Raw genomic sequence first — 20,602 nt, forward strand, 5'->3', positions numbered from 1 at the left:
TGCATAAGAGGGGCAAATGTATCGTCTGCGTTCGTTGCGTGCAGGCATACGAGTCGTTTGAGAAGCCGGCGCTTTCGCGCAAGCTATGAAACCGAATATCGATTTTGAACTGTTCCAGATTCTTAAGGGGCAGTTCCACCCAGGGGGTGTGAAAATGCGTGACTGTTCGAACAACCGTCGAGGATTTGACCGCGTATTGATGGCCGTCGCGGCGACCTTCCTCACGGTGTCCGCGAGCTCGGCCTTCGCGCAGGACACGCCTCGCTCCAGCGCCTCGGAACTTGCGATCGACGCTGCGATCCCGCGCCCCGAACCGGCCAACGTGCCGCCGCCCACCGCGAGCGATTTCAAGCCCGACACCACCGCCGCGCTGCCCGACGCAGCCAAGCCGGCCGACGTGAAGCCCGCCGATGTGCAGGCCACCGAGGCCAAACCCACTGACGCAAAGGCTACTGACGCAAAGCCCGTTGATGCAAAGCCGGCAGAGCCGAGCGCGACGGCAAGGGCCGTCGAGCCGAAGCCCGCCGATGTCGCCACCGCGCCGGCGACGAAGCCCGCCGACGCGCCGAAGACCGACGCACCAAAGACCGATACCGCAGTCGCGCCGCCTGCGGCAGCACCCGCCCCTGCCACCGCAACGGCGCCCGCCGCAGCTCCGGCTCCCGCGACGGCTGCAGCCCCCGCAACTGAACCCGCGAAGGCCGCGAGCAATGTTGCCGCCGAGGATCAGCCGGTCGCCGACAAGCTGCGCGACCTGCTTGCCAACAAGTCGCTGCGCACCTTCGATCGCAAGAACGAGCGCGCGGCCGCCGAGAAATTCTATTCTGCCCGTGAATACGCGCCTGTCTTCACCAAGGCCGGCAAGCTGACCGATGCCGGCAAGGGCGTGATCGCCCGCCTGAAGGACGCCGCAGCCGACGGCCTCGATGCATCCGATTATCCGGTGCCGGATTTCGCCGCAGCAACGACGCCCGATGCGCTGGCCGACGCCGAGCTGAAGCTCGCGGCCAGCATGCTGGACTACGCACGCCAGGCCCAGAGCGGTCGCATGCACTGGTCGCAGGTGTCGGCTGATATCCTCTATCCGGAGCACCCGATCGATCCGGCGGAAGTGTTCACGAATGTGACCTCGGCCAAGGACGCCTCGGCCGCGCTTGACAGCTACAACCCGCCGCAGAAGCTCTACAAGGAGCTGAAGAAGAAGCTCGCCGAGTTGCGCGGCCAGGGCGACGGCCCTGTCATCGCGATCGCGGACGGCCCGACGCTGAAATATGTGCCGGCGCGCAAGAAGCAGGCCGCGGTCGAGATGGACGATCCGCGCGTGCCGGACCTGCGGGGCAAGCTCGGCGTCACCGAGAATGCCGACAGCACCAAGTATGATGCGACCGTCGCGCGGGCGGTGGAGAGATTCCAGAGCAGCGTCGACTTCAAGCCGACGGGCGTGCTCGACGAGCGCACGGTGAAGGCGCTGAACAATCCGAAGCGTGACCGGCAGATCGACACCGTGATCGTCAACATGGAGCGCTGGCGCTGGCTGCCGCGCCAGCTCGGCGCCGCCAGTGTCGGCAACGCCTATGTGATCCTCAACATCCCGGACTACACGCTGAAGGTGATGCAGAACGGTGCGCAGGTCTGGACCACGCGCGTCGTCACCGGCAAGCCCGGCCAGCACGCCACGCCGCTTCTGACCGAGACGATGAAGTACATCACGGTCAACCCGACCTGGAACGTGCCGCCGTCGATCATCTACAACGAGTATCTGCCGGCCCTGCAGCAGGATCCGACGGTCTTGCAGCGCATGGGGTTGAGGCTCGAGCGCAACCGCGACGGCTCGATCCACGTCTCGCAGCCGCCCGGTGAAGCCAACGCGCTCGGCCGCATCCGCTTCAACTTCCCGAACAAGTTCCTGGTCTATCAGCACGACACGCCGGACAAGTATTTGTTCGCGAAGGACGAGCGCGCCTACAGCCATGGCTGCATGCGCGTGCAGAATCCGGATCAGTACGCGTCCGTACTGCTCAACATCACCGAGCCGAACCAGCACTACACGCCGGAGCGGATCCGCAGCATGTACGGCTCGAGCGAAGTCGATCTGAAATTCCCGACGCCGATCCCGGTCAACATCACCTACCAGACCGCGTTCGTGGACGACGCCGGCAAGCTGCAGATCCGCAGGGACGTCTACGGCCGCGACGCCACCATGCTGTCGCTGCTTAGGAACAGCCGCGGCAAGGATCTCGAAACGGTGGTGGCGCACGCCCAGCCGAGCTATGCGCGGCCGCCGAGCAGTAGCCTGCCTCCGGGCGTCAACGTCGCCGGCGATAACACCGGCTTCGGGTCCTCCGGACCGAACTTCTTCGAGCGCCTGTTCGGTGGGTTCGGACAGCCGGAGCCGCAGCCGGCCCGCCGCGGTCAGGCCCAGCAGCAGCGCCGGGTGATCACCCGCTGATCAGCCTCTCCGCCCGATTGGGATAAATTTTGAAGCAAAATCAACGATCTCGCTCAAAAAGCGAGATCGTTTACGTTAACCATTTCCCGGGTCGGCGGGGGAACTGGGCTATCTTTTGCCACACTCCCCCAGTTAGTTAAGCCTAACTTGGGGGCGGGTCGGTAAACCTCGGTTAACCCTCCCGCTTTAAGAAAGCGTTCACCGTCTTCCGCAGGGGGTCTGCGAAAGGTGCCGACCGAACGCTCGTCGACTGGGTGGGCTCATAGTGCTGGCTGTCTTCGCACGCCGCTACAATCCGCTGTCGTTGCCTAAGGCCGGGTACCAAGTCGGCCTGACCGCGCTATTGCTGTTGGCCGGCGCGGGATCGGTGCATGATGCGACTGCGCTGAACCAGACCCGCACCCTCTCGTTCCACCACACCCATTCCGGCGAAGACCTCACCGTCACCTTCAAGCGCGATGGCCGCTACGATGAAGCCGCGCTGAAGCAGCTCAACCACTTCCTGCGCGACTGGCGCTCCCAGGATGAGACGGTGATGGACCGCCATCTGTTCGACATCCTCTGGGAAGTGTATCGCGACGTCGACGGCAAGCAGCCGATCCAGATCATCTCCGCCTATCGCGCGCCCGCCACCAACGCCATGCTCCGCCGCCGCTCCTCGGGCGTCGCGCGCCACAGCCAGCACATGCTGGGGCATGCGATGGACTTCTTCATTCCGGGCGTGCCGCTGGAGCAGATCCGCTACGCCGGCCTGCGCCTGCAGCGCGGCGGCGTCGGCTTCTATCCGACCTCCGGCTCGCCGTTCGTGCATCTCGACACCGGCGGCATTCGCCACTGGCCGCGGATGACCCGCGAGCAGCTGGTCAAGGTGTTCCCCGACGGCCGCACTGTCCATGTCCCGACCGACGGCACGCCCCTGAAGGGCTATGAGCTCGCCAAGGCCGACATCGAGCGCCGCGGCAATGGCGACGATGCTGCCACCATCAGCAAGCCGACCCTGTTCGCGAAGCTGTTCGGGGCCGGCAAGTCGGGTGACGATGAAGACGAAGGCGCGGCCAGCGTGAACGACAAGCCCGCAGCCAACAACGTGGTTGCGACCGCTGCGCCCGCCAAATCAGCCGATCCGATTCCGCTGCCGCGCGCGAAGCCGCAATTCGCCGCCGCCATCCAGCTCGCCGCCGCGGACGCGCAGCTGGTTCCGACGCCGAAGGCCAGGCCTGCAATGCAGGTGGTACAGACCGCCGAGAATACCGAGCCGCAGTCGCCCGCCGACATCATCAATGCCCGTGGCTTCTGGGGTGACGAGTCGGCGGCGCCGAAGCAGGCATCGGCCGCGCAGATCGCCGCGCTGAAGGCCCGTGAGGCGGTTGGCGGCGCCGATCCGCAGACCACCGATCCGCAGACCACGGCCAGCGCGACCGAAAACTTCAACAAGGCGCTCGCCTATGCGCCCGCGGCATCGTCACCGGTCGATCGCGCCAACATCGTCGCGGCGACCGCGCCGATCCCGCGCAATGTGCGTCCGACGCGCAACGCGGCGGCGCCCAGCACCGAAATCAACACCGTCGTCGCAAAGGGCGCGCCTGGCCAGGGCGTGATCACGACGTCGGCGCGGATCTCGGCCGCCAAGGGCAACGATGTCTGGATGCGCGTGGTGATGCTGGCGCCGAGCGCGAGCAATGCCATGCTGACCACGGTGCTTGGCGACACCGACATGAGCCTGATGCGGGCTCATTTCGTGAAGCCGCAGGCCGCCGTCGCCATGACCTTCTCGGAAGATCCGATGATGGGCATGACCTGCGACCACTTCTCCGGCTCGGCGACCACTCCCCTCACGACGCAATCCTTCGTGCTGCGCACCGCCGCGCTGCGCTAGCTCATCCCGAAAGCCATTCGGTCAGGCCGGCAGTCCCGCCTTGAGCAGGCCGGCCTCGTAGCGCACCCGGTCAGGCTCGCGCTTGTAGTGCTGGGTTGCCAGATGGGCAGCGACCGAGAAGGCCGGCTCGCGCTTCAGCACCTCGGCCGCATGGGCTGTGGCCGCCACCGAGTTACCCATCTGCGCCAGGGTCGCGGCGAGGAAGGCGTGATGGGTGTGGTCGGGCCGGGTGATGCGCGAGAACGCCTCGGCGGCGTCGGCGTATTTCTCGGCGCAATAGCAGGCGCGGCCGAGGTGGCTCCAGAAGCGCTCCGGATGGAATGGATTGAGGCGCATCGCCCGCTTGATCCAGTCGATGCCCTCCTCCGGCCGTCCGAGCCAGGTCAGGAGCTCGCCCTGCTGCACGACGACGAGGTCGTAGTTCGGGTTGAGCGCGAGGGCGCGCTCCTGGTGGAAGGCCGCCTTGTCGTGGTCGTCGCGGTTGAGGTTCAGCGCGGCGAGGATCCGGTGCACGTCGCTGTCATTGTCGTCGAGCTTGAGCGCGATCTCGAGCTCGGCGGCCACCTGCGCAAGGGTCGCGTCGCGGTCATCGCACCAGTTGTAGACCCAGGTCTGGCCGAGCACGCAGGCCCGCCAAGCGTGCGCATGGGCGTAATTGGGATCGAGCACGATGGCCCGCTCCAGCAAGCGCTGCGCTTCCATGTTGTCGTCTCGTGCCGAGCGATGATGCAGCACTCTTGCGGCCAGCACGCACTCATAGGCCGCCATGTTGTCGGTCGGCTTGCGCTTGACGCGGTCGTGAGCTGCGGCCTCGACGCGTCCCGGCAAGATTGCCACGATCGCGCGCGTCATCTCGTCCTGAATGGCGAAGATGTCGGCGAGCTCGCGGTCGTAGCGTTCGGCCCAGACGTGCCGGTCGGCCTCGGCGTCGATCAGCTGCACCGTGACGCGGATCCGGCCGCCCGCCTTCCGCACGCTGCCCTCCAGCACATAGTCGACCGCGAACTCCTTCGCGACGTCCTGCACCTTCACGGCCTTGCCCTTGTACACGAAGGTCGAGTTGCGCGAGATCACCAGCAAATCGTGGAAGCGCGACAGCTCGGTGATGATGTCCTCTGTGAGCCCGTCGGCGAAGAATTCCTGCTCGGGATCGCCGCTCATGTTCGCGAGCGGCAGCACGGCGATGGAGGGTTTCTTGGCGACGACGGGGGCGGCCGCCACACTCGGCTGCCCGGTCACGGATTTGGCGCCCGATTCGAAATGAACACGGAAAACCCGGATCGGGCGCGCGATGTTCTTGACGGTCTGGTCGCCGAGATCCTCGAAGCTCAGATCTTCCAGACGATCGCCGACCTGGTCGCGGACCGCGCCGGAAATGCAGATGCCGCCGGGCTCGGCCAGCGTCTCCAGGCGGGACGCGACATTGACGCCATCGCCGAAGATGTCGGCGCCATCGACGATCACATCGCCGAGATTGATGCCGATGCGAAACTGCATCCACCGCGCCGGCGCGACGTCGGTGTTGCGCTTGGCCATCCGGCTCTGGACCTCGGCCGCGCACAGCACCGCATCGACGACGCTGTGAAACTCGACCAGCATGCCGTCGCCGGTGGTCTTGATGATGCGGCCGCGATTCTTGGCGATGGCCGGATCGATCAGCTCGATTCGATGAGTCTTGAGGCGCGCAAGGGTGCCCGTCTCGTCAGCCTCCATCAGGCGGCTAAAGCCGACCATGTCGGCGGCGAGGACCGCAGCGAGCCGGCGCTCTGGTCCTGGCACGTCCATCTGAACGATCTGCCCGGTTACCTCATCGCCAGTCTAGCAAATCCCGGGATGTCACCCAAGCCTAGACCGAGGCTCCGCGGGAGCCATCGGGAGTACCCTCGGCGGGCGGCCTGATGGCGTCAGGCCGGCCCCGCCGGCCGCCTCACAGCATGCCGAGCGCCTGCATATAGGTCTCCAGGATGGTCTCCTGCTCCTGGCGCTCATTGGCATCCTGCTTGCGCAGGCGCACGATGGTGCGCAGCGCCTTGACGTCGAAGCCGTTGCCCTTGGCCTCGGCATAGACGTCGCGGATGTCGTCCGAGATCGTCTTCTTTTCTTCTTCCAGCCGCTCGATGCGCTCGATGATGGACCTGAGCTGGTCCTTGGCAAATCGCGTTGCGGGCTCGTCCTGAACGGCGGCAGACGTGGTGGCCATCGCGTACTCCTGAAATGGCAATGAAATGTCGCGCGAATACGCGCCAACGCGCACCGCTTGTTGCGGGCGACCCTCGATTTTGGAGCACGTTCCGTCAAGGAAACATCGCGCTCATCCACAGCGCGCCCACAGGAGATGCTGGTGTTCCACACGTAAACGCCATCCCGGGGCGATGCGGCAGCATCGAACCCGGAATCTCGAGATTCCGGGTTCGTCCTTCGGACGCCCCGGAATGACATTGTTGGGTTAGCTAATGCCCGCTTTGGGCCTTCTTCATCGCCGCGAGCTGCTCAGGCGTCGCGCTGCCCTGGTACTTCGCCTTCCACTCCTCATAGGGCATGCCGTAGACCGCCTCACGGCTCTCGTCCTTGCTCACCGCAAGGCCCTTGGCGTCGGCCTCTTCCTTCATCCAGTTGGACAGGCAGTTGCGGCAGAAGCCGGCAAGGTTCATCAGGTCGATGTTCTGCACATCGGTCCGGTTACGGAGATGGCTGACGAGGCGCCGAAACACCGCAGCCTCGAGTTCCGTTCTGGTTTTGTCGTCAATGCTCATGATCGTGATCCCGGTGTGAGGCGCTCACCATATTGATATCAGGTGGGAATTGTCACAGATTTTGCCATATCGACGCGCAATACGGACCTGTCCGGCCACACTTGCCACGGTCCACCAGCGCGGGAAACGGGCGCCCGCCCGTTGACAGTGCCTGCCGGGCACGCGAAATCGTCAATGGTTTGATATAGCTTCGCCGCATGAGCCCAACAGATTCTCCCGCCTCAGCTCCTCCCCGCACCATCCGCCTCCTGGCCGGCCTCCTGCCGGTGCTGGCGGTTGTCGCGGCCTGCCTGTGGACGAGCCCGGCGGCCGCCGATTTCAGGCTCTGCAACAACACCTCGAGCCGCGTCGGGATCGCGCTCGGCTACAAGGACGCCGAAGGCTGGACCACCGAAGGCTGGTGGAATGTGTCGTCGCGGACCTGCGAGACCCTGCTGCGCGGCAATCTCGTTGCGCGCTACTACTACATCTACGCTCTCGACTACGATCGCGGCGGCGAATGGTCCGGCCAGGCCTTCATGTGCTCGCGCGACAAGGAATTCACCATCAAGGGCACCGAGAATTGCCTGGCGCGGGGCTTTGACCGCACCGGCTTCTTCGAGGTCGACACCGGCGAGCAGCGTGCATGGACCGTCCAGCTGACCGAAGCAAACGAACAACAGCCGCAGAAAGTACCGGGAATGCCGGGCGGCGTAGGCCCGGGAAGCCCCGGGGCGATGCCGGGCCTGCCAAATCCGCCGCCGGGCGCAACGCCGCCGGGCGCGCCGGGTCTGCCGCCAGCCGCAACGCCGCCCGGAAACAAGCAATGAGACGACTGCGTCGAATTAAGATCCTCGCAACGCTCGGCCCGGCCTCCTCAGACAGCGCGATGATCCGCAAGCTGTTCGAGGCGGGCGCCGACGTGTTCCGCATCAACATGAGCCATACCCCGCATGACAAGATGCGGGAGCTGGTCAAGACCATCCGCAATGTCGAATCGAGCTACGGCCGGCCGATCGGCATCCTGGTCGACCTGCAAGGGCCGAAGCTGCGGCTCGGCTCGTTCGCCGAAGGATCGACCCAGCTCAAGAACGGCCAGAGCTTCGTTCTGGATTCCGACAAGACCCCGGGCGACAACAGCCGCGTCCAGCTTCCGCATCCCGAAATCCTCGCCGCGCTCCGCCCCGGCCACGCGCTGCTGCTCGACGACGGCAAGGTGCGGCTGATCGCCGAGGAAACCTCGCCCGAGCGCGCGGTCACGCGCGTCGTGATCGGCGGCAAGATGTCGGACCGCAAGGGCGTCAGCCTGCCCGACACCGATCTGCCCGTCTCCGCGATGACGCCGAAGGATCGCGCCGACCTGGAAGCCGCGCTGCCGGAAGGCATCGACTGGGTGGCGCTGTCCTTTGTGCAGCGTGCGGAGGACGTGATCGAGGCCAAGAAGATGATCCGCGGCCGCGCCGCCGTGATGGCCAAGATCGAGAAGCCGCAGGCGATCGACCGCCTCGCCGACATCATCGATGCGGCGGACGCGCTGATGGTGGCGCGCGGCGATCTCGGCGTCGAACTGCCGCTGGAGCGAGTGCCGAGCCTGCAGAAGCAGATGATCCGGATGGCGCGCCGCGCCGGCAGGCCGGTGGTGGTCGCGACCCAGATGCTGGAGTCGATGATCCAGGCGCCGGTGCCGACCCGCGCCGAAGTCTCCGACGTCGCCACCGCGGTCTACGAAGGCGCCGACGCGATCATGCTGTCGGCGGAATCCGCCGCCGGCAAATTCCCGGTCGAGGCGGTCTCGACCATGAACCGCATCGGCGAGGAAGTGGAGCGCGATCCGACCTATCGCAGCGTGATCAATGCGCAGCGCGTCGATCCCGAGGCGACGGTGGGCGACGCCATTGCCGATGCCGCACGGCAGATCGCCGAGACGCTCGATCTGTCGGCGATCATCTGCTGGACGTCATCGGGCTCGACCGGCATCCGCGTGGCGCGCGAGCGGCCCAAGGTGCCGGTGGTCGCGATCACGCCGAATCTCGCCACCGGCCGCAAGCTGTCGGTGGTGTGGGGCGTGCATTGCGTGGTCGCCGAGGATGCGCACGATCTCGACGACATGGTCGACCGCGCCGGCTCGATTGCTTTCCGCGACGGTTTTGCCAAGGCCGGCCAGCGCGTCATCATCGTCGCCGGCGTGCCGCTGCGCGCGCCCGGCACCACCAACATGCTGCGCATCGCCTCGGTCGGGCCGAAAGGCGACGCGCAGCTCTGACAAGCGCCGCGATCAGCCCTGCAACGACGCGTCGAGCGTGATCTTGGTGTTGAGCAGCTTCGACACCGGGCATCCGGCCTTGGCCTTGCCCGCCAATTCCTGGAACGCCGCATTATCGGCGCCCGGAATCTTCGCCGACAGCGTCAGATGCACGGCGGTGATGGCGAAGCCGTCGGCGACCTTCTCCAGCGTCACGTCGGCCTTCGTCTCCATGTGCTCGGCGGTGAGCTTGGCCTCGCCGAGGATCAGCGACAGCGCCATCGTGAAGCAGGCGGCATGCGCCGCGCCGATCAGCTCTTCAGGGTTCGAACCGGGCTTGCCCTCGAAGCGGCTGGCGAAGCCATAGGGGTAATCGGCGAGCGCGCCGCTCTTGGTCGAGATCGCGCCCTTGCCGTCCTTGATGCCGCCCTGCCATTTGGCCGAACCATGGGTCGTCGTCATGCGTTGCTCCCTGAGGTTGGTTTATCCCAGCCCGCAAAGCTACAACGCCAATGCGACAGAAGTGTTCGCCGCGCGCTTGGCGTCAAAGCGTTTTCAAGCGAAGTGGACGCCGGTTCGCGTGAAGAAAACGCGTCAAAATAAAGATTGAGAGCTTCGGTTCGATCAGAACCGAAGCTCTAGGCGCCGACCAGCGCCTTCGCCGGGGTCGTCGCCTGCACCACAAGGCCGCGGGCACGTGCATCCATGACGCCGACCGCGCGCAGCGCGAGCAGCGTCACGGTCTGCACCGCATCGCGCAGCTTGATCGGATCGTCGAGGTTGCTTGGTGCCAGCGGACCGACCAGCGCCTCGTGCAGCGCGCCGAGCAAGGCGGTAGCGGCGAGCGCCGTATCCTGCGCCGGCAGATGGCCGGCACGCACGGCGGCATCGATGCGCATGGCGAGCTCGCCGGAAATATCGCGGCGGCTGGCGAGGCGCGATGCGGTGACGTCGACGTCGACCGGCTCGGCCAGGATGCCCCAGGCCAGCTTGCGCTGCGACAACACGTGGACCGCGATCGTCGTCACCGCGGCGGCCAGCGCCGAGGACGGTCCGGGCGCGGCATCCGCGGCGCGCCGGATCGCCGACAGCTCATCGCGCGAGACTTCGGTGATCAATTCCGAGATCAGCTCGGCCTTGGACGGGAAGTAGCGGTAGACGGTGCCGGCGGCGACGTTGGCCCGCACCGCGACCGGTGCGATCTGAACCGCCGCCATGCCGCCCGCAGCCGCAGCATCCCGCGCAGCCGACAGGATGGCGCTGCGCCGGGCAGCCAGCCGTTTCACGACCTGATGTGTTCGCCGGTAGACCATGGCGTTCCGTCCCCCCACCGTATGACCTGGCCGGCGCCCACCGGCAGAGCACACGCGTCTTCAATGTTTTGAACGATTGATCCCGCAATCGCCTGAAGAAGTGAACAACTATTCAGAGGGGATGACAAGCTGGAATTGTAAGGATTTTGCGACGGCCGCATGCCACCTCCGATTGAGCCGGCGGCCGCCTCGGCCCGCGGAAGCCCCTCGCGGCCCGGATTCCGCGACAGATCGGCAGTCGCCAACAGCACTCAGGCTCGGATCTGGCTTCCGATGGTAAATCACGAGCTAAGATCATCGCTCGAAATCGAGGCATCTGGTCTCGCGCAGACCCACGCGCATCACGCCCGCATTTACCCGAATTTATCTGAGACCGTGGTCGAGTGCGCCCAACGTCGCGCGTGGCGTTGTCCCTGGATGTCCCCGGTCGAACCAAGAAAGCGCATGTCACTCTCCATCACCAGCAGCGTGAGCAGCCGTAGCTCTGTGCGAGGACTCGTGCCGCTGTGCGCCGCCGTGGGCGCCTATTTGTTTTATCTCTCCGCCGGTGAAATCCTGCTGCGTGATTCCGACACGGAATGGCAGATCAAGGTCGGACAGTGGATCCTCGAACACGGCGCGATGCCGACATCGGACGTGTTCTCCTTCACCCGTTTCGGCGAGCCGTGGATTTCGAGCTCGTGGCTGTCGCAGGTGGCGTACGCCCTTGTCTATGGCGGCGATTGGGCCGGGCCGGTGATCCTGACGTCGATCGCGATCGGCGCGACGGTTGGGATCTTCCTGCATCTCTTGAACCCGTATTTCGATCCGGCGCGTGCGATCCTGATCGCCGCGCTGGCACTGCTGTTGTCGACCATCCACTTCTTCGCGCGGCCGCATGTGCTGGCGCTGCCGGTGCTGCTGGCGTTCATCGGCGGCCTGATGGCGGCTGCGGATCGTCGCACTTATCCATCTTGGTGGCTGCTGCCGCTGATGGCGCTATGGGCCAATCTGCATGGCGGCTTCGTGCTCGGCCTCGCGCTGATTGGGCCGATCGGACTGGAGGCGGTGTGGAGCGCAGAGCCCAGCCGCCGCCGTCAACTTGTCGCGCGATGGGGACTGTTCGGCATCGCGGCGCTGGCCGCAAGCTGCATGACGCCCTACGGCTGGAATAGCCTGCTCGGTGCGACCAAGATCCTCAGCCTCGGCAAGCTGCTGACGCTGATCGGCGAGTGGATGCCCGCGGATTTCAGCAAGCCCAGCTTCTTCGAAGCCACGCTGCTCGGCCTGATCGGCATCATCTGCTATCGCGGGCTGACGCTGTCGGTGCCGCGGATCCTGTTGCTGCTCGGGTTGGTCTGGATGGCGCTGAGCCATATCCGCAACATCGAGGTGTTCGCGTTCATCGCGCCGCTGGTGCTCGCCAAGCCGATATCAGAACAATGGGGGATGGCGGCCGTCACCGCCGCCCGCTTCGAGGTGGGCCGCTCGCTCCCCGTCGTCACGATCCTGGCTGCTGTCGCGATGGTGATCGGCGCGTGGGTGACGACGACGATGTTCGTCACGCAGCACCAGTTCAAATTCCTGCCGGTGTTCTGGCCCGCTGCCGCGGTCGACGTCCTCCAGCAGCACAAGGCGCAGCGCGTGTTCAACACCGCGCCGTTCGGCGGCTATCTGGTGAGCCGCGACATCAAGGTGTTCATCGACGGCCGCGCCGAGCTGTATGGCGAGCAATTCGTGCTCGACTATTACGCCGCGCTCGACGCCCGCGACGCCGGCCAGCTGCTCGACCTGCTCGACAAATACCGCATCGACGCCACGCTGCTGAGCTCGGACTCTCCGGCCGGAAACGCGCTGGATCACCTCAAGGGCTGGAAGCGGCTCTACAAGGACGACATCGCCGTCATCCATGTAAGATCGAACGAAGCGAGGCCCGGCGCGATGCCGGCGGCCGAGAGTTCGAAATAGCCTGCCCCATTCCTTCGTGAGAAGCGCGCGCTGCTTATCCCGTCATCCTGAGGTGCGAGCGGAGCGAGCCTCGAAGGATGAATCGGCCGCCGATCGGGCCGTGCATCCTTCGAGACGCGCTTCGCGCTCCTCAGGATGACGGGTTTGATTCCAGCGCTTAGTTCAGATACGATCGCCCTCAATTCCCCGTCTGCAGCTCGCCGAAGCGATCCCAGCTCTTGCCGTTGAAGCGCATCAGCTGCATCTGATCGACCGGCACGTGATCGGCCGGTGACGTGTTGACCCTGATGCCCGGCAGCAGCATCGGCAATTCCAGGTCCTTGATCGCGAACGCCTGCCGCAGGATGTTCTCGGTCGAGAGATCGTCGCCACAGGCCTTCAGCACCGCCTCCAGCGCCATCGCGCTGTTGTAGGCGTTGACGTAGTTGGTGTCGTGCTGATCGCCTTCAGGCACGTATCTGGTCATGAAGTCGCGCCAGCCCTTCATGCCGGGATCGTCCTTCCAGGCCGGATCATCCGGATCCTTCACATAGGCCGTCGAGATGATGCCGGTACCGGCCTCGACGCCGGCAGGCTGCATCACGGTCGAAATCCACACCGCGGTGTTGGACAGGAACGTCATCGGCCGCCAACCAATCTCAAAGGCCTTGCGGATGGACTGCGCCGCGAATTTCGGCGTCGCCGCGATCACGAAGACGTCGGCGTTGGTCGCCTTCAGCTTGACGATCTGCGAGTCGATGGTCGGGTCCGATATCTCATAGGTCGCGACGGTGACCACAGAATCATATTTCTCGCCGAGCACGTCCTTGAGGCCGGCGAGATAGTCGCGGCCGTAATCGTCGTTCTGCGAGATCACCGCAAACCGCGCATTCGGATTCTTCGCCAGCGCATAGCGCGCATAGAGCCGGGCCTCATAACGGAACGGCGCCTGCACGCCCATCGTCGCCTGCGGGAATTGGGCGATGTCGCCGAATTTCGAGGCGCCGGAGGCCAGGAACAGCTGCGGGATGTTCTTGCTCTGCAGGTACTTCGCGATCGCCGTGTTGTGCGCGGTGCCGATCGAGGAGAAGATCAGCGCGACCTCGTCGCTCTCGACGAGCCGACGCGTCTGCTCCACCGTCTTCGGTGGTGCATAAGAATCGTCCAGCGAGATGAAGTTGATCTTGCGGCCGTTGATGCCGCCGCGCTCGTTCAGCATCCTGAAATAGCCGGCCTCGCCCTTGCCCAGCGCGCCGAACGCCGACACCGGCCCGCTATAGGGCATGGTCTGGCCGATCCTGATCTCGGTTGGCGTGACGCCGCGCATCTCGGCGGCAAGGGAAACGGCGGGCAGCAGCAGGATTGAAATGGCGCCAAGCGCACCGAATGCCCTACGCATCGGCCTCCCCTCCCCTTATTCTTGCAGCGCGTTCTCGCATGACGCGGCCGTGCCGTTTTGCGGCTTGCCGCGAGGATGCCACGGCGCCCTGATGGAGGCCAAGCCTATTCGCCGCGACAATCTCAGCGCTTATCGCGCTCCTTGACCGGGATCACGAATTTCAGCCCCGACCATATCGCATCGACGGCGCAGACCTTGGCGTCGACCAGACCGGACGCGAGCCCTGCCTCGCGAACCACCACATCCGTAAGATCGGTCACAACACCGGAGCTCTTCTTCGGCCACGACACCCAGATCATGCCGTCGGGCGCGATCGCCTCCCGGTAACGTCGCAGCTTGGCTGAGAGTCCCGTGGCTGTGGTGGCGAACAGATGCACGGCATCGAGCGGCGCCCGCGCCGTCTTCGCGATCCGCAGCTCGGCAGGCAGCTCGCCGACGATGTCGCCATACGGGACGGACAGCCCGTCGACAAAAATACAAAAGCCCGGCTTGAGGCCGAGCTTTTGGATAACTGATTTGCCGGAAGCGCCGGCCATGGCAAGCGAGGCTTACGCCTGCGGCTGCGGCTCCAGGCCGGTGTCCGGATCGGGACGCGGGCGCGGCTTGCCGGCCGGCGGCACGGCAGAGGCGCGCGGCGTCGACGGCTCCAGCACCGACTCGCGGTTGGGCTTCTTGCCCTTCAAGAGGTCGGTGATCTCGTCGCCGGTGAGCGTCTCGAACTCGAGCAGGCCCTTGGCGAGCGTTTCGAGATCGTCGTGCTTGTCGGTCAGGATGCGGGTCGCTTCCTTGTAGCCTTCCTCGACCAGGCGCTTGATCTCGGAGTCGATCTTCTGGACCGTCGCCTCGGAGGCATTTTGCGTGCGCGAGACCGACATGCCGAGGAACACCTCGTCCTGGTTCTCGCCATAGGAGACCGTGCCGAGCTCTTCCGAGAGGCCCCAGCGCGTCACCATCATGCGGGCCAGACGGGTCGCCTGCTCGATGTCGGAGGCGGCGCCCGAGGTCACCTTCTCGCGGCCGAAGATCAGCTCTTCGGCGACACGGCCACCCATCATGATGGCGAGGCGCGAGGTCATCTGCTCCAGCGACATCGACAGCTTGTCGCGCTCCGGCAGCTGCATCACCATGCCCAGCGCACGGCCGCGCGGAATGATGGTCGCCTTGTGGATCGGATCGGTCGCGACGACGTTGAGGCCGACGATGGCGTGGCCGCCCTCGTGATAGGCCGTCAGCAACTTCTCTTCCTCGGTCATGACGAGCGACTTGCGCTCGGCGCCCATCATCACCTTGTCCTTGGCCTCTTCGAACTCGGCCTGCGTCACCATCCGCTTGTTGCGGCGAGCGGCGGTCAGCGCGGCCTCGTTGACGAGGTTCATCAGGTCGGCACCCGAGAAGCCCGGGGTGCCGCGCGCGATGGTCTTGAGGTTGATATCCGGGGCCAGCGGCACCTTGCGGACATGAACCTTGAGGATCTGCTCGCGGCCAACGACGTCCGGATTGGGCACCACGACCTGACGGTCGAAGCGGCCCGGACGCAGCAGCGCGGGATCGAGCACGTCGGGACGGTTCGTCGCCGCGATCAGGATCACGCCTTCATTGGCTTCGAAGCCGTCCATCTCGACCAGCAACTGGTTCAGCGTCTGCTCGCGCTCGTCATTGCCGCCGCCGAGGCCGGCGCCGCGATGACGGCCGACCGCGTCGATTTCGTCGATGAAGATGATGCAGGGCGCGTTCTTCTTGGCCTGCTCGAACATGTCGCGGACACGGCTCGCGCCGACGCCGACGAACATTTCGACGAAGTCAGAACCGGAGATGGTGAAGAACGGCACGTTGGCTTCGCCGGCAACCGCGCGCGCGATCAGCGTCTTGCCGGTGCCGGGAGGGCCGACCAGCAGCACGCCGCGCGGAATGCGTCCGCCGAGCCGCTGGAATTTGCCGGGGTCGCGCAGGAATTCGACGATCTCCTGCAGATCCTGCTTGGCCTCGTCGACACCCGCGACGTCCTCGAAGGTGACGCGGCCATGCGCCTCGGTCAGCATCTTGGCGCGCGACTTGCCGAAGCCCATCGCCTTGCCGGCGCCGCCCTGCATCTGCCGCGACAGGAATATCCAGACGCCGATCAGCGCGATGAACGGCAACCAGGAGACGAGCAGCGAGACGAACCACGGCACGTTGTCGCCGGGCGCCTTCGCGGTGATCTGCACCTTGGCGTCATAGAGCCGCTTCACGAGCGTCGGATCGCTCGGCGCGTAGGTCTGGAAGCTGGTGCCGTTGTTGAAGGTGCCGTGAATCTCGGGCCCCTGAATCACGACATCGCGGACATGGCCCTGATCGACTTCAGTGAGAAGCTGCGAGAACGAGATGTCGGAGGACGACGAGCGCTGGCCGGGATTCTGGAAAAGCGTGAACAACGCCAGCAGCAGCAGGACAATGATGACCCAGAGGGCGAAATTCCGCAGATTGGCGTTCATGGTCTTCCTTCGGTGGTCGCGCGGATCGCGGCCTCTCTCTATCCTTGGGCAGGCTCTGTGGGAATCCCCAGGGAATCCATCCCGTCGATGCCCTACAATCTAGGTGCCGCTGGGGTCGATGCCAAGGGAACCACGCACGACTATTTACCGCATCCTAGCGCGATTCCCGGTCAAAAAATGACGCAGAATCCGGTGTTTTTCCGGGGTGGTTAAGCCACCTTGCCGGATTATGACAGCGATTGAAACAATCGAACCCGGCTCAGCGGGAACGTGCCCGGCGAGGCGGTGCCGGGCTGATCCTGATGCGGCCGGAGGCGACGCTGATAACCGCTCCGGCAAGCGTCTGTTTCAGCTTCGATTCGCGTTGTCCGGTGGCCCCATCCAGGGCCTGATCGACGGCGGCGAGCAAGGTTTCGACCTTGCCGAGTTCGGCCGGCCCCTCATGTCCGGTGCGGTCGATGGCGCGCTTGAGCAGACGGAGGCGGATCTCGTCCGGCATCACCGCGAACAGCGCAGCGTCGAAGCCCGCGCCGAGGTTATCCTCGCTTTTCAACGCAAGATAGCGCTCGGCGCCATCGACCAGCAGCTCCAGCGCGGCATTGGCCCGCGCGATCCGCGCGGCAAGCCGTGCCAGGTTCCGCGCGTCGCCGCCCTCCTCGGCCAATAGCGGCATCAGTGCGCGCAGCCGCGGCCGCGTGAAGGTCAGGTCGCGGTTGGTCGGATCGTCGGCAAAGCCGATGCGCGCCTTCCGCAGCGTTGCGATCAGCTGCGCCTTGGAGATATCGAGCAGCGGCCGCGTCAGCAGAATGCCGTCGCGCTCGCTCTCGGGCGCCATCGCCGAGAGGCCCGCGACGCCGCTGCCGCGCAGCATCCGCATCAGCAGCGTCTCGGCCTGGTCGTCACGGGTGTGCGCGGTCAGGATATGCGTGGCGCCGTGCTTGCGCGCGGCTTGTGTGAGCAGACGATAGCGCGCCTCGCGCGCGGCGGCCGGCACGCCGGTCCTGGGCTTGGATCCGTTCCAGCGCAACGTGTGATGTGGCAGGTCGAGGCTTCGCGCCAGCCGCTTGACATCGCGCGCCTCGCGAGCCGCTTCAGGACGCAGGCCGTGATCGACGGTGACCGCCACCAGCCGCGGCCCTTGCGTGAGCGCGCGGCGCCAACGCGCGGCCAGCCACATCAGCGCGACTGAATCCGGACCACCGGACACCGCAAGCACGATCGCCGGCGCGCGCGCCAGGCCTGCGAACAGGCGCTTGGCGTCCCTTGCCGGGATGGCGGATTGGTCGTCGGGCATCGCAGAACCAGCAGGTCGTGGAAAGGCCGGAAGCGGCCTCCCCTTGCCGGTTTAGCACTTCACGCGCTTCTGCTCGCGGTCAACCGCAGCTTTGACCCCGCCGGATGCGCGCGGGTACTTCCGCGTGATCTCGCCGAACGCGGCGCAGGCGGCTTCCTTTTCCTTCAGCGCCGCCAGCGACTGGCCGAGCCGCAGCAGCGCGTCGGGCGCCTTCGCTGATTTGTCGAACTTGGTGGTCACGCCGAGAAAGGTTTCCGCGGCGTCGCGATATTGCTGGCGCTGGAAATAGCTTTCGCCGAGCCAGTATTGCGAATCCGCCACCAAAGGATCGGCTGGATACTTCGTGGCGAAGTTCTTCATGGTCTCTTCGGCGAGCGCATAGTCCTTGCGCTGCATGTAGCCGATGCCGAGGTCGAACTCGTCCTTCGACGTGGCCGACGGCGGCAATGTGGTCAGGGCCGCGCTTGCGCCGGGGGCACCGCGCTGTGGGCTGGTGTTACCGAGATTGAGCGGCTCGCCCGCCCCGCGGCCGCCGGGCGCGCCGACCGCCGCTTCGCTCTGCATCGGCATCTGGCCGCCGCCGAGCGCGCGCGGAGCGCCGGGTGCATTCGGGTTCTGGCTCGGATCGAAGGCATCGCCGCGGCCGCGGCGGCCGGGGGCTGCCGCAGCTGCCGGCTCCTGCACGATCGGCGCAGGCGTTGCGATCTGCTGCTGGTCATAGCCGCCCTGCGGCTGCCGGCCATATCCTTGCTGCGGCTGACCGTATCCCTGCTGCGGCTGGGCGTAGCCCGGCTGGGCTTGCGGATAAGCCTGCGGCTGCTGCGCCGGAGGCACCGCCGCGACATTGGGCTGGCCGGCCGGAGCCTGTCCTTGAGGGCCGGGCGGCTGGCCGCCAAGCTGGCGCAGCCGCTCCTCGAGCTGTCGGTTGCGGTACTGCAGTTCCTCGTTCTGACCGGTCAGCTGCCGCAGCTGGTTTTCAAGCCGCTCGATCCGCATCTCGGCATCGGAATCGTCGGACTGGGCAAACACTGGTGCGGAAACGGCGAACAGCGCCGCGATCGCCGCGGCGGAGGAAAGAAAATGAAGCCTGGATGACATTTTGCCCTGACGACGAGATCGACGTGAAAAGCGAGCGACATTGAAGGACGGAGTACGCCAGAATTGTGACTGGCACTTCAAATCCGGGACAACGCCGCGGATACCGGTTTAGTACGCGCGCTGGAACAAGCAAGCGGCCAATTGCGCGCAGCTTCGTTCATCTTGATGAAGGTGGCCGGGGCCCCGTGCGGCCAAAACAAAACCGGCGCCCGAAGGCGCCGGCTTGGAAACGTATTCGGGATCGCGTCAGGAGCTGGCGTTCAGCACGGTGACGGCGCGACGGTTCTGCGACCAGCAGGAGATGTCGTTACAGACCGCGACCGGGCGCTCCTTGCCGTAGGAGATGGTGCGCATGCGGCTCGGGTCGATGCCGCGCGAGGCAAGGTAGGCGCGAACCGACTGGGCGCGGCGGGCGCCGAGTGCGATGTTGTATTCGCGCGTGCCGCGCTCGTCCGCATGACCTTCGATGGTGAAGGAATAGCGGTTGTAGGTCTGCAGCCACTGCGCCTGCTTGTCGAGGGTCGCAGTCGCCTGCGGGCTGAGATCGGTCTGATCGCTTTCAAAGAACACGCGGTCGCCGACATTGACCACGAAGTCCTGCTGGCTACCGGGGGTCGCGGCGCCCCCAATCGCGCCATTGGCGTCCAACGGGTTCTTGTTGGCGCAGGCGCCCATCGACAGCGCCACCGCCAGAACCGCAACCAGCTTCATACCCTGGAGATATTTCATTTCCCGGAGCCTCCACGCTCACGCTCTTCGTACTACCCAATCGGTCTACAGGGCGATGGTTAAGCGAACGTTCCGTCAACCTTGACGAGACCTTGCTGGACCCCATCAAATGCCAGACAATGACGGAAAGCGCCCCCGATGGTTAATGGGTGGCAAATGTGGCGCGACGGTGAAAGGAAGGCAAGGTTCGCGGGAACCGGCCGCTTTTGCAGGACAATTTGGCCCGCGCGCAACAGCCGGCCGTTTTCAGATCGATGCGAATGCCGGTTTTCTCAGGGATTCGGTACGATCGACGCGCGCTCGAACGGCCGGACCATACCGTCGGGCTGCAATTGGCCTTCCCGATCGAACAGCATCCGACGCTCGAAGGCGCTTGAGCGCAGGAACGGATAGCGGGCCAGCACGCGTTCCCGCACCGTCGGCAGATGCGACGCCATCAGGCCGACCGGCTTCACCAGCCCGGGATAGAGCCGCGGCTCCGACCAGGTCTCGTGCAGGAACACGCGCCGGTAGAATGCCATGTGCTCGGGCCGGACCGGCGCGAGGCCGTAATCGGCATTGAAATGCACGCCCGCGGTCGAGCCGAGGCGCACCGTGACATAGGGCAGTTCCGGATTGTTCCGCGCCCTATCCGGATCTGCGACGAAGCGCGTCGAATCGATGAAGACCAGACCCTCATCGAGTTTCGGCAGCAGCACGTCGCCGAACACATCGAGCGTCGGCGAGGAGCGCCACTCCGGCGTCGCCACGGTGATGCGGATCGAGCTGCAGAGCTCGCCGTGCAGATAGACGCCGAACACCCAGGCATTGGGCGCATCATCGAACGCATCGACGACGCGTTCGTCCGCCGAGGGCCGGATCGCGCCTTCGCGTAGATAGGCGCGGTAGCGCAGGCGGTAAATCTCGTCCTTCTGTTCCGGGGTCTGAGCGAGACGGTAGTCGACTTGATCCAGCGGGTCCGCAAGCCTTCCTGTCGCGGGCTTGATGGCTTCGGCCGCGGACCTCATGTGGTACTCCCTGAAACAACTCAACAACTTGAACGCGCGTCCAAAAGATTAACAGCTTCTTAATTT

17 protein-coding genes are annotated in these 20,602 nt (G+C 65.4%); 5 read left to right on the forward strand and 12 right to left on the reverse strand.

Annotated elements, in window-relative coordinates; all coding sequences use genetic code 11:
* Nucleotides 1–154: 154 nt before the first annotated feature.
* Together QMZ05_RS20220 and QMZ05_RS20225 are read left to right on the forward strand one after the other, a co-directional pair.
* Nucleotides 155–2,449: a L,D-transpeptidase family protein gene (locus QMZ05_RS20220; protein ID WP_353702336.1), complete on the forward strand. Its 2,295-nt coding sequence runs from the start codon at nucleotides 155–157 to the stop codon at nucleotides 2,447–2,449.
* 265 nt (nucleotides 2,450–2,714) lie between these two features.
* Nucleotides 2,715–4,325, forward strand: a complete 1,611-nt coding sequence (locus tag QMZ05_RS20225; protein WP_353702337.1) for a DUF882 domain-containing protein — start codon at nucleotides 2,715–2,717, stop codon at nucleotides 4,323–4,325.
* A gap of 21 nt (nucleotides 4,326–4,346) precedes the next feature.
* On the opposite strand, the gene QMZ05_RS20230 is transcribed toward QMZ05_RS20225, so the two are convergent.
* The 3 genes from QMZ05_RS20230 to QMZ05_RS20240 form a co-directional block, all read right to left on the reverse strand.
* Entirely contained in the window at nucleotides 4,347–6,110 is a 1,764-nt protein-coding gene (locus tag QMZ05_RS20230) for an adenylate/guanylate cyclase domain-containing protein (RefSeq protein WP_353702338.1), read from the reverse strand.
* Nucleotides 6,111–6,252: 142 nt separating this feature from the next.
* Nucleotides 6,253–6,525, reverse strand: a complete 273-nt coding sequence (locus QMZ05_RS20235; RefSeq protein WP_050422683.1) for a DUF2312 domain-containing protein — start codon at nucleotides 6,523–6,525, stop codon at nucleotides 6,253–6,255.
* 250 nt (nucleotides 6,526–6,775) lie between these two features.
* Entirely contained in the window at nucleotides 6,776–7,078 is a 303-nt protein-coding gene (locus tag QMZ05_RS20240; protein WP_050422684.1) for a DUF1244 domain-containing protein, read from the reverse strand.
* Between the two features lie 197 nt (nucleotides 7,079–7,275).
* On the opposite strand from QMZ05_RS20240, the gene QMZ05_RS20245 reads away from it, so the two are divergent.
* Both QMZ05_RS20245 and pyk read left to right on the forward strand, forming a co-directional pair.
* Nucleotides 7,276–7,887 (forward strand): DUF1036 domain-containing protein, encoded by a 612-nt coding sequence (locus QMZ05_RS20245; protein ID WP_353702339.1) that lies wholly within the window; start codon nucleotides 7,276–7,278, stop codon nucleotides 7,885–7,887.
* Entirely contained in the window at nucleotides 7,884–9,320 is a 1,437-nt protein-coding gene (pyk, locus tag QMZ05_RS20250) for a pyruvate kinase (RefSeq protein WP_353702340.1), read from the forward strand. Before QMZ05_RS20245 ends, pyk begins: the two co-directional genes overlap by 4 nt.
* A gap of 12 nt (nucleotides 9,321–9,332) precedes the next feature.
* Here the strand turns inward: pyk and QMZ05_RS20255 are convergent, their stop codons facing one another.
* Nucleotides 9,333–9,761, reverse strand: coding sequence for an OsmC family protein (locus QMZ05_RS20255; protein ID WP_128971061.1), 429 nt, complete (start codon nucleotides 9,759–9,761; stop codon nucleotides 9,333–9,335).
* Between the two features lie 176 nt (nucleotides 9,762–9,937).
* Entirely contained in the window at nucleotides 9,938–10,612 is a 675-nt protein-coding gene (locus QMZ05_RS20260) for a TetR/AcrR family transcriptional regulator (RefSeq protein ID WP_021078615.1), read from the reverse strand.
* Nucleotides 10,613–11,056: 444 nt separating this feature from the next.
* Between QMZ05_RS20260 and QMZ05_RS20265 the strand changes: the two genes are divergently transcribed.
* Nucleotides 11,057–12,559, forward strand: a complete 1,503-nt coding sequence (locus QMZ05_RS20265; RefSeq protein WP_353702341.1) for a hypothetical protein — start codon at nucleotides 11,057–11,059, stop codon at nucleotides 12,557–12,559.
* 178 nt (nucleotides 12,560–12,737) lie between these two features.
* Here the strand turns inward: QMZ05_RS20265 and QMZ05_RS20270 are convergent, their stop codons facing one another.
* The 7 genes from QMZ05_RS20270 to QMZ05_RS20300 all read right to left on the reverse strand — a co-directional run bounded on the left by QMZ05_RS20270 (nucleotide 12,738) and on the right by QMZ05_RS20300 (nucleotide 20,536).
* Nucleotides 12,738–13,937, reverse strand: a complete 1,200-nt coding sequence (locus tag QMZ05_RS20270) for an ABC transporter substrate-binding protein (RefSeq protein ID WP_353702342.1) — start codon at nucleotides 13,935–13,937, stop codon at nucleotides 12,738–12,740.
* A 122-nt stretch (nucleotides 13,938–14,059) separates the two neighbouring features.
* A complete protein-coding gene (locus QMZ05_RS20275) occupies nucleotides 14,060–14,473 on the reverse strand; it encodes a DUF3052 domain-containing protein (protein WP_353702343.1) in 414 nt (137 codons plus the stop codon).
* A 12-nt stretch (nucleotides 14,474–14,485) separates the two neighbouring features.
* Nucleotides 14,486–16,408 carry an ATP-dependent zinc metalloprotease FtsH gene (gene ftsH / locus QMZ05_RS20280; RefSeq protein WP_353702344.1) on the reverse strand — a complete coding sequence of 641 codons (1,923 nt, stop codon included), beginning with the start codon at nucleotides 16,406–16,408 and terminating at the stop codon, nucleotides 14,486–14,488.
* A gap of 259 nt (nucleotides 16,409–16,667) precedes the next feature.
* Nucleotides 16,668–17,702, reverse strand: a complete 1,035-nt coding sequence (tilS, locus tag QMZ05_RS20285; protein ID WP_353702345.1) for a tRNA lysidine(34) synthetase TilS — start codon at nucleotides 17,700–17,702, stop codon at nucleotides 16,668–16,670.
* Nucleotides 17,703–17,753: 51 nt separating this feature from the next.
* Nucleotides 17,754–18,800, reverse strand: a complete 1,047-nt coding sequence (gene ybgF / locus QMZ05_RS20290; protein WP_353702346.1) for a tol-pal system protein YbgF — start codon at nucleotides 18,798–18,800, stop codon at nucleotides 17,754–17,756.
* A gap of 246 nt (nucleotides 18,801–19,046) precedes the next feature.
* Nucleotides 19,047–19,529 carry a peptidoglycan-associated lipoprotein Pal gene (gene pal / locus QMZ05_RS20295; RefSeq protein ID WP_021078622.1) on the reverse strand — a complete coding sequence of 161 codons (483 nt, stop codon included), beginning with the start codon at nucleotides 19,527–19,529 and terminating at the stop codon, nucleotides 19,047–19,049.
* 272 nt (nucleotides 19,530–19,801) lie between these two features.
* Nucleotides 19,802–20,536 (reverse strand): hypothetical protein, encoded by a 735-nt coding sequence (locus QMZ05_RS20300; protein WP_353702347.1) that lies wholly within the window; start codon nucleotides 20,534–20,536, stop codon nucleotides 19,802–19,804.
* Between the last annotated feature and the right edge of the window lie 66 nt (nucleotides 20,537–20,602).

Origin of the sequence: Bradyrhizobium sp. INPA03-11B, assembly GCF_040446015.1 — a bacterium.
Classification (GTDB): domain Bacteria; phylum Pseudomonadota; class Alphaproteobacteria; order Rhizobiales; family Xanthobacteraceae; genus Bradyrhizobium; species Bradyrhizobium macuxiense_A.